This is a genomic window from Promineifilum sp. (SeqCode) (genome assembly GCF_041918635.1).
Taxonomy (GTDB): Bacteria; Chloroflexota; Anaerolineae; order Promineifilales; family Promineifilaceae; genus Promineifilum.
Genome location: NZ_JAYRVJ010000396.1, coordinates 1 through 7675 on the forward strand (window position 1 = coordinate 1; position 7675 = coordinate 7675).

The following is a 7675-nucleotide window of genomic DNA, read 5'->3' on the forward strand; positions in this document are numbered from 1 at the left end:
CTGCAAGAAGGGCACGTTGACCACCAGCAGTAGCAGAGTAATGGAGAGGGCCACGGCATACTGCATGTACTTGTTGGAGAACACGCCCAGACGGAAGACCGAAACCCGCTCCGAGCGGACGGTGTAGGCGCGGAAGAGTTCGCACAATGACAAGGTGACAAAGGCCATTGTCTCGGCCGTCTGCACGTCCACCGTCGTCCAGTCAAAGCTGAGCAGCGCGCCGAAAAAGCTCTGGCCGGCTGGCAGGTTCATCGTCCAGGACAAGCCCAGCAGGAAGGCGGTCAACACCGCGCCGGTCTGGGCGAACGTCTGGATGACGATGCCCAGGCGCATGGAACCGTTGATGATCGACTCCTTCTTGGGGCGGGGCGGGCGGCTCATGCCGTCCGGGTCGCCCTTCTCCATGGCCAGGGCCAGCGCCGGCGCGCCGTCGGTCAGCAGGTTCAGCCAGAGCAACTGGACGGCCGTCAGCGGCGTGGGTAGCCCGGCCAGCGTCGCCAGGAAGATGATCATGATCTCGGCCACGTTGGACGAGAGCAGGAAGAAGACGAACTTGCGGATGTTGGCGTAGATGACCCGGCCTTGCTCGATGGCCGAGACGATGCTGGCGTAGTTGTCGTTCGTCAGCACCATGTCGGCCGTTTCCTTGGCCACGTCCGTCCCGGTGATGCCCATCGCCACGCCGATGTCGGCGCGCTTGATGGCCGGGGCGTCGTTGACGCCATCGCCGGTCATCGCCACGACCTCGTCATTGGCGCGCAGGGCGTCAACGATGCGCATCTTGTGCTCCGGCGAGACGCGGGCGAACACGTCCGTCACCTTGACCTCGCGCGCCAGTGCGGCATCGTCGATGTCGTTCAGGTCGGTCCCGGTGAGCACCTTGTGTTCCGGACGGAGCAGGGTGATGCTCTGGGCGATGGCGCGGGCGGTGTTGGGGTAGTCGCCGGTGATCATGATAGTGCGGATGCCCGCGCCGCGGGCCACTTCCAGCGCCGGCTTCACCTCGGCCCGCGCCGGATCGATCATCCCGATCAGCCCGGCGAAGATGAGGTCTTTCTCCACGTCCTCGTGGGTGAACTCGTCGGGCACGTCGGGCACGATGCTATAGGCCAGTCCCAGCACGCGCAGCGCGTTGCGGGTCATCTGGTCGTTGGCCGCCAGGATGCTCTGCCGCATCCGGTCGTCCATGATCTGTACCTGGTCATCGAGCGCCTGGTAGCCGGTGCACAGGCCCAGGACGATGTCGGGTGCGCCCTTGACGACGATGGTCTTCCAATGGCGGCGCGAGTTGTCGGTAAAGGGCGAGGGATCGGTGACTTGCGGCGCCCCGACGTTGTGGATGGTTACCATGCGCTTGCGCCCGGAGTCGAAGGGGATCTCCTGCTCGCGGGGGTAAGCGTGGTTGAGCGCGTTTTGGAGGATGCCGGCCTTGGCCGCCGCGACGAGGATGGAGGTCTCGGTTGGGTCGCCGATGACGCGGAAGGCGCGGTTGCCATCGCTGCCGGTCTGCTCAACGGTGGCGTCGTTGTTCAGCGCGCCTACCCACAACGCGGTCTCCACGCCGGGGAAGCTGACTAAGTCGACCGGCTGGCCGTCGATCGTGAAGTCGCCAACCGGCTCGTTGCCGCTGCCGGTGACGCCAATGTGCTTGCCGTCTACCCAGAGGTCGGTGACGGTCATCACGTTCTGCGTCAGCGTGCCCGTCTTGTCGGAGCAGATGACCGTGGCCGAGCCGAGCGTCTCCACGGAAGCGAGCCGGCGGATGAGGGCGTGGCGGCGTACCATTTCGCGCATGCCCAGGGCCAGGCTGATGGTGACCACGGCCGGTAGCCCCTCCGGCACGGCGGCGATGGCCAGACTGACGGCGATCATGAAGGATTCGGCCAGCGCTGACTGGGCCTCCGGCGTGAAGCCGTGGGCCAGCACGTTGCTGCGCAACACGCCGACCAGGAAGACAATGCCGCACACGGCCAGCGCGCCCCAGCCCAGCACTTTGCCAAGTTGGTCGAGGCGCTGCTGTAAGGGGGTTGGCTCAGTCTCGACATCCTGCAACATGTCGGCGATGAGGCCCAGTTGAGTGTGCATGCCAGTGTTGACCACGACGCCGCGTCCCCGACCGTAGGAAACCACCGTGCCCATGAAGGCCAGGTTCTTGCGATCGCCCAGCGTGGCGTCTTCGTTCAGCACCAGCGTGGCGTTCTTCTGCACCGGGACGGACTCGCCGGTCAGGGCAGCCTCCTCCACGCGCAGATTGACCGCCTCGACCAGGCGCAAGTCGGCCGGTACGAAGTTGCCTGCCTCCAGAAAGACGAGGTCGCCGGGGACGAGTTGACCAGCCGGAATGAAGACGCGCCCGCCGTCGCGCAAGACCTGCGCTTCGGGCGAGGCCATCTTTTTGAGCGCCGCCAGCGCCTCCTCCGCCCGGCTTTCCTGGATCACGCCCAGCATGGCGTTCAGCAGCACGATGAGCAGGATGGCCCCTGCCTCGACCCAGTCACCCAACAGCGCCGAGATGACGGAGGCCACGATTAGCAAGATGATGACGAAGTTGTTCAGTTGCGCGAGGACTAGTTGCAGGAAAGTGGGGCGGGGCTTTTCTCGCAGTTCATTGGGTCCGAATTGCGCCAGTCGGCGCGCCGCTTCTTCCGAAGTCAGGCCGTCTTGGTGGTGGGTTTCCAGCCGGGTGAGTAGATCGTCCAGATCCATGGCATACCATTTCAGGTTGCCATTGGGGTCCGATTGTGTCACGTCGGGCGGTCTGGTGAAGGTCACAAGCAATCTCCGTTTTCTTTTAAGAATCTGATGACTGAGCAGAAGTAGACGCCACATTGACTGTGACCATCCGCTTCACTCGCTCAAGTTGAGGCAACTTCATTCTCCCACTGCGTGTGAAACACGCCGGGTTTGTCGCGGCGCTGATAGGTGTGGGCGCCGAAGTAGTCGCGCTGCGCTTGAATCAGGTTGGCCGGCAGCCGGGCCGACCGGTACGCATCGAAGTAGGCCAGCGACGCGCCAGTCGCCGGCAAGGGAATGCCCAGACCGGCCCCGGTTTGCACCACATCGCGCCAGGCCGCTTGCCGCTCCAGCACCGCTTGGGCGAAAATATCGTCCATGAGCAGGTTCGGCAACTCTGGGTCGCGCTGGAAGGCGGCGGCAATGTCGTCCAGGAGCGCGGCTCGGATGATGCACCCCGCGCGCCACACGCGCACGATGGCCGCGTAGTCCAGGCCCCAATTATACCCCATTGAGGCCATGCGGAGCAGGCTCATACCCTGGGCGTAGGAGATGAGTTTGCTGGCATAGAGCGCCTGTTCGGCGGCGGCGACCAGTCGTTTAACATCGCCCGTGAAAGGGGCCGCCTGACCGAGTTTCGCGGACGCGGCCAGGCGCTCCTCCCTAATACTGGAGATGAGCCGCGCCTCGACGGCGGCGTTGATCGTCGGGATGGCCGCGCCCACGTCCAGGGCGGTCTGGCTGGTCCACTTGCCCGTCCCTTTCTGGGCGGCTTCATCGAGGATTAGCTCGACTAAATGCTGCCCGGTCTCTTCATCCATCCGCGCCAGGATACTGGCCGTGATCTCGATCAGGTAAGACCGCAGCGGGCCTTCGTTCCAGTGGGCGAAGCGCGCCGCCAGCTCGCCGTTGGACAGGCCCGCGCCGCGGTGGAGCAAGTCGTAGATTTCGGCGATGAGTTGCATGTCGCCATACTCAATGCCGTTGTGAACCATCTTGACGAAGTGGCCGGAGCCGCCGCGCCCGATGTAGGTGACGCAGGGTTGGCCGTCGTCGGCCCGGGCGGCGATGGCCTCGAACATCGGCTTCAGTGTCTCCCACGCTTCGGGAGCGCCGCCGGGCATCAGGCTCGGCCCCCAGAGCGCCCCGCTCTCGCCGCCGGACACGCCCATGCCGATGAAGTGCAGCCCATCCGGCATCAGCTCCTTGACGCGGCGTTCGGTGTCGCTGAAGAAGGAGTTGCCGCCATCGATGATCACGTCGCCCGGCGCAAGGTGGGGCCGGAGCGAGGCGATAGCCAGATCGACGGGCGGGCCGGCGGGGATCATCATCAGGAAGACGCGCGGCGGCTCCAGGGCGGTCACCAGTTGTTCGACGGAGGTGGCAAGCTTCACGGGGAAGCCCGTCGGGAGGACAGGGGTCGGGTCGTAGCCGATGACACGGTAGCTGTGGCGCTCCAGGTTTAGCGCCAGACTGCGCCCCATCACCCCCATTCCCAGCAGTCCAAGCGCATACTGTTTTTCCATGAGTTGCTCCAGCATCGTGTTGACCAGTGTGACCGGATCGAGCGCCGCGTCCAGGGTCAGGGCGTCATCTGGTTCTTCCAGGGTGTCGAACTGGCTGCGCAGCAGCGACGTCCCCATGTAATGGCCTTCGCGACGCTGGACGCGCTGCCGGATCTGTTCGTAGTCGCCTTTCAGGTAAACGAACTTTACCCGCGCCTCATCGACGCGGAGCAGGTCGCGGTACTTGTGGCGCAACGCCGAACAGGCGATCACCCCGCATTCGCCGCGCCCCAACCCACCATGGATGAGATCGGTCAGCGCCGCCAGCCAGCCGGCCCGATCCTCATCGGTCAGGGGGACGCCGGCCGTCATTTTAACGACGTTGGCCGGCGGGTGAAAGTCGTCGCCGTCGTAGAAGGGGCAGCCAAGCCGGCGCGCCAACATCTGCCCGATGGTGGTTTTGCCGCTGCCGGACACGCCCATCACAATGATGAAGATAGGACTACACTACTCCCGCGCTTCCCCGAGCCGGCGTTCCAATTCGGCCAGTTGGGCGCTCAATTCCTGAAGTCGCTGCTCCAGGTCTGCCCGCTCAACGATCTGCTGTTCCAACAGTTCCAACTGTATCTGTGCCTCGCGCTCATAGGCCGCCAAGCGCTCGGGCAGTTCGGCGATGGCCAGCCGGTTGAATTCATTCTGCTGGTCGATGACGTGCTGAATGTACCAGCGGGAGGCTACATTATTCCAAGAGGCGCGGAATCGGGCAATCAGCGGGCCAATGAGCGGCACCGTGGAGACAAAGGGGCGCGCCTCCAGCGTGGCGGCGGCCAGCAGAGCAGTTCGCGATTCCGCGCCGACCGGACGCAATCCCGCCTGTGTGTGAAGCTCGACCAACATCCGTTCCAGCGCCGCGGGCGGCAGGGGGCCGGCTCCCTCACGCTCGCGCGCCCACAGCGTCTCCGGCAAGTGACGGCGCGCCGTCAGATAGGCCAGCGAGGCAGCGCGGCGCTCGTCCTCGTCCAGCCGGCCAAGCCAAACGCGCTCTTCCGACAGGGTCGCTTCCAGCAACTCGTCAGCCGGGAAATGCTTGAGCAGGTAAAGCCAGCGGCCGGTGTGGAATCGCCAGAGATAGCTAAAACTGCCCTTGACCGTGGTGGCCGACTCGACGTGGATACCCGTTGCCTCCGGTAGATAAACGACGCGGTAGCCCGCCGCCCGCGCCCGCGCGCACAGGTCAACGTCCTCGTAGTACAGGAAGAAGCGCTCATCGAGCAGCCCGACGCGCGCCAGCACGTCGCGCCGCACGGCCAGCGCCGCGCCGATCACGTAGTCCACGTCGCGCGGCGTGTCGTGCTGCCCCTCGTCCCGCTCGCCGATGCCGTAGTGGCCGGGGATGGCCCGCGGGTGGGTGATGTAGCCGCCGCTATGCTGGATCACCTCACCGCCCGGATACCACAGCTTGGCCCCGGCGATGCCCATGGAGGGGTCAGCGGCCAGCGCCTCGGCCATGACTGCCAGGAAGTTGGGCGACAGGATCACGTCGGGGTTGAGCAGCAGGGCTACATCCGACGACAGGTCGCGCAGGGCGGCGTTGTTGCCGGCGGCGTAGCCCAGATTGCCGCCGTTCTCGCGCACCGTCGTCCGGGGGAACTGTTGGCGCACAAAAGCGACCGAGTCGTCGGCCGAGCTGTTGTCGATCAGTTCCACACGCTCGGCGGGATAGGTCTGGGCGTAGACGCTGTTCAGGCACGCTTCGATCAGAGAGCGGCTGTTCCAGTTAAGGATGAAGATGGAAAAGGTGGGGCGCGTGGGGTTCATAGGTCAATGGGCCAGCGGATCGGGTCGCGGGTGGGCCGGCGCGGCGGCGACCGTAACGGTGCGGCAGCGATGGATCATCCAGGCGACGACGATGGCCCAGGCGGGCAAGCCGCTGAGGCGCAGCGTCCAGTCGGCCGCCGCCGGCAGCCACTCCGAGAGCAGCGGAATCATGTGCAGACCGAAGAGATGCACGGCCAACATGAACGCGCCGGCCAGCGAATACGCCTTCAGCCAGCGGTCTTCGCCGGCCAGCAAGGCGAAAGGAACCACCCAGACGAGCCACTGGATACCGAAGCCGACGGTGACGACGAACAGACTCAGCAACAGGGTCAGGAAGGCGTCCAGCGCGCTCTGGCGGCGCGTCCACCACAGGGCGAAGAGCGCCGCCGCGGCCAACAAGCCGTTGCGCAACGCGAACAGAACGTCGACAGCCGGTTGCAGGCCGGGCTGGACAGTTGCCAGCGGGTTCAGGATCGCCCCCGGCCCCCAATAGCCGGCCACGCCGCGGTGGGTGAGGGCGCGTCCCAACATGAAGCCCACGTCGGGCGAGAAGAGAAGAATGTAGGCGAGGGTGAACAGTACGGGGACGCCTAGCGCCACAGCGACGGCGCGAACGCGAGCTTTCCAGCCGGGCAGCCGGATGAAGATGATCGGCAGGAAGACGACCGGCCAGGTCTTGTTGAGGATGGCCAGCCCCAGCGCGCCGGCCGAGCGGCTCGCCTGTTCCCGCTGCCAGAACCACCAGGCCAGCGCCAGCAGCAGGAGCGTGATGGCTTCGAACTGCCCGTGGTAGGAGGTGACCAGCAGGCTGATCGGGTTTAGCGCGTAGAGCGTGGCCAGGTAGGCGGCCGCAGCCCGCTCTCCTCCATCTCGTTTGTAGTCAGGCAATTCATGGCCGTCCCGTTCCGCCATCTTCCCTATCACGGCCTTATAGATCAGGCCGGTGAGCGCCACGTCCGCCACCACCGCCGGCAGCTTGACGGCGACCACGTAGGGCAGCCCCGTCGCCGCCGATAGCCAGGCCATCGCCCCCATGATGTACATCTGGAAGGGGAGGTAAGGGTGGCGGCCCAACGCCGCGTTGTAGACCTCCTGGCCACCCAACAGCGCGTCCGTCACCATCCGATAAGACTCGATGTCGTAGCCCGCGCCGACCGGCAGCCACAGCGCCGGCAACAACCGCGCCAGCGCGGCCAGTAGCAGGATGAGCGGCAGCGAGAAGCCCGCCCAACGAGAGCGATTTGTCCCGTTGGGCCGCCGGGCCAGCAAGAAACCGGCCGTCACCAGGAGCAGCCAGCCAAACGCCCACGCCATCGCCTGCCTTACATCGATCCACATAACAAAAACGGAGCCTGGCAGTCAATTCTGCCAGACCCCGTTCGCTTCGTCCAGTCCGTCGGAGATTACCGGCTGATGTAGGGCACGAGAATGGCGTTCGGCGGGACGGTGACCCTGCCGGGGCCGGTCACGTTGTCAGCCTCGGATATTTCCGGTATCGCGCCGGCGCTATCGACCTTCACCCAGTATTGATGCGTTCCAATGGGCAGGTTATTCCACAGCACCGTGACGTGGTTGCTGTTGCGGTTACCCCAGGTGCAGCCCGTCACCGCGCCGCGAAC

Annotated in this window: 5 protein-coding genes and 1 pseudogene; all 6 read right to left on the reverse strand. The window is 65.3% G+C overall.

What is annotated here, in order from left to right; genetic code table 11:
- On the reverse strand, positions 1–2772 hold a 2772-nt coding region (locus ACE3UY_RS12270; protein WP_374687805.1), incomplete at its 3' end, for a cation-translocating P-type ATPase.
- 83 nt (positions 2773–2855) lie between these two features.
- Positions 2856–4259, reverse strand: coding sequence for an NADP-dependent phosphogluconate dehydrogenase (gene gndA / locus ACE3UY_RS12275; RefSeq protein ID WP_374687809.1), 1404 nt, complete (start codon positions 4257–4259; stop codon positions 2856–2858).
- A 69-nt stretch (positions 4260–4328) separates the two neighbouring features.
- A pseudogene (locus ACE3UY_RS12280) lies at positions 4329–4721 on the reverse strand (gluconokinase); the annotation flags it as partial.
- A gap of 24 nt (positions 4722–4745) precedes the next feature.
- Complete coding sequence (locus tag ACE3UY_RS12285; RefSeq protein ID WP_374687806.1) at positions 4746–6056, reverse strand: glycosyltransferase; 1311 nt, start codon at positions 6054–6056, stop codon at positions 4746–4748.
- Between the two features lie 3 nt (positions 6057–6059).
- Positions 6060–7370 carry a glycosyltransferase 87 family protein gene (locus ACE3UY_RS12290; RefSeq protein ID WP_374687807.1) on the reverse strand — a complete coding sequence of 437 codons (1311 nt, stop codon included), beginning with the start codon at positions 7368–7370 and terminating at the stop codon, positions 6060–6062.
- An 89-nt stretch (positions 7371–7459) separates the two neighbouring features.
- A partial coding sequence (locus ACE3UY_RS12295) for a hypothetical protein (protein ID WP_374687808.1) occupies positions 7460–7675 on the reverse strand: 216 nt, incomplete at its 5' end.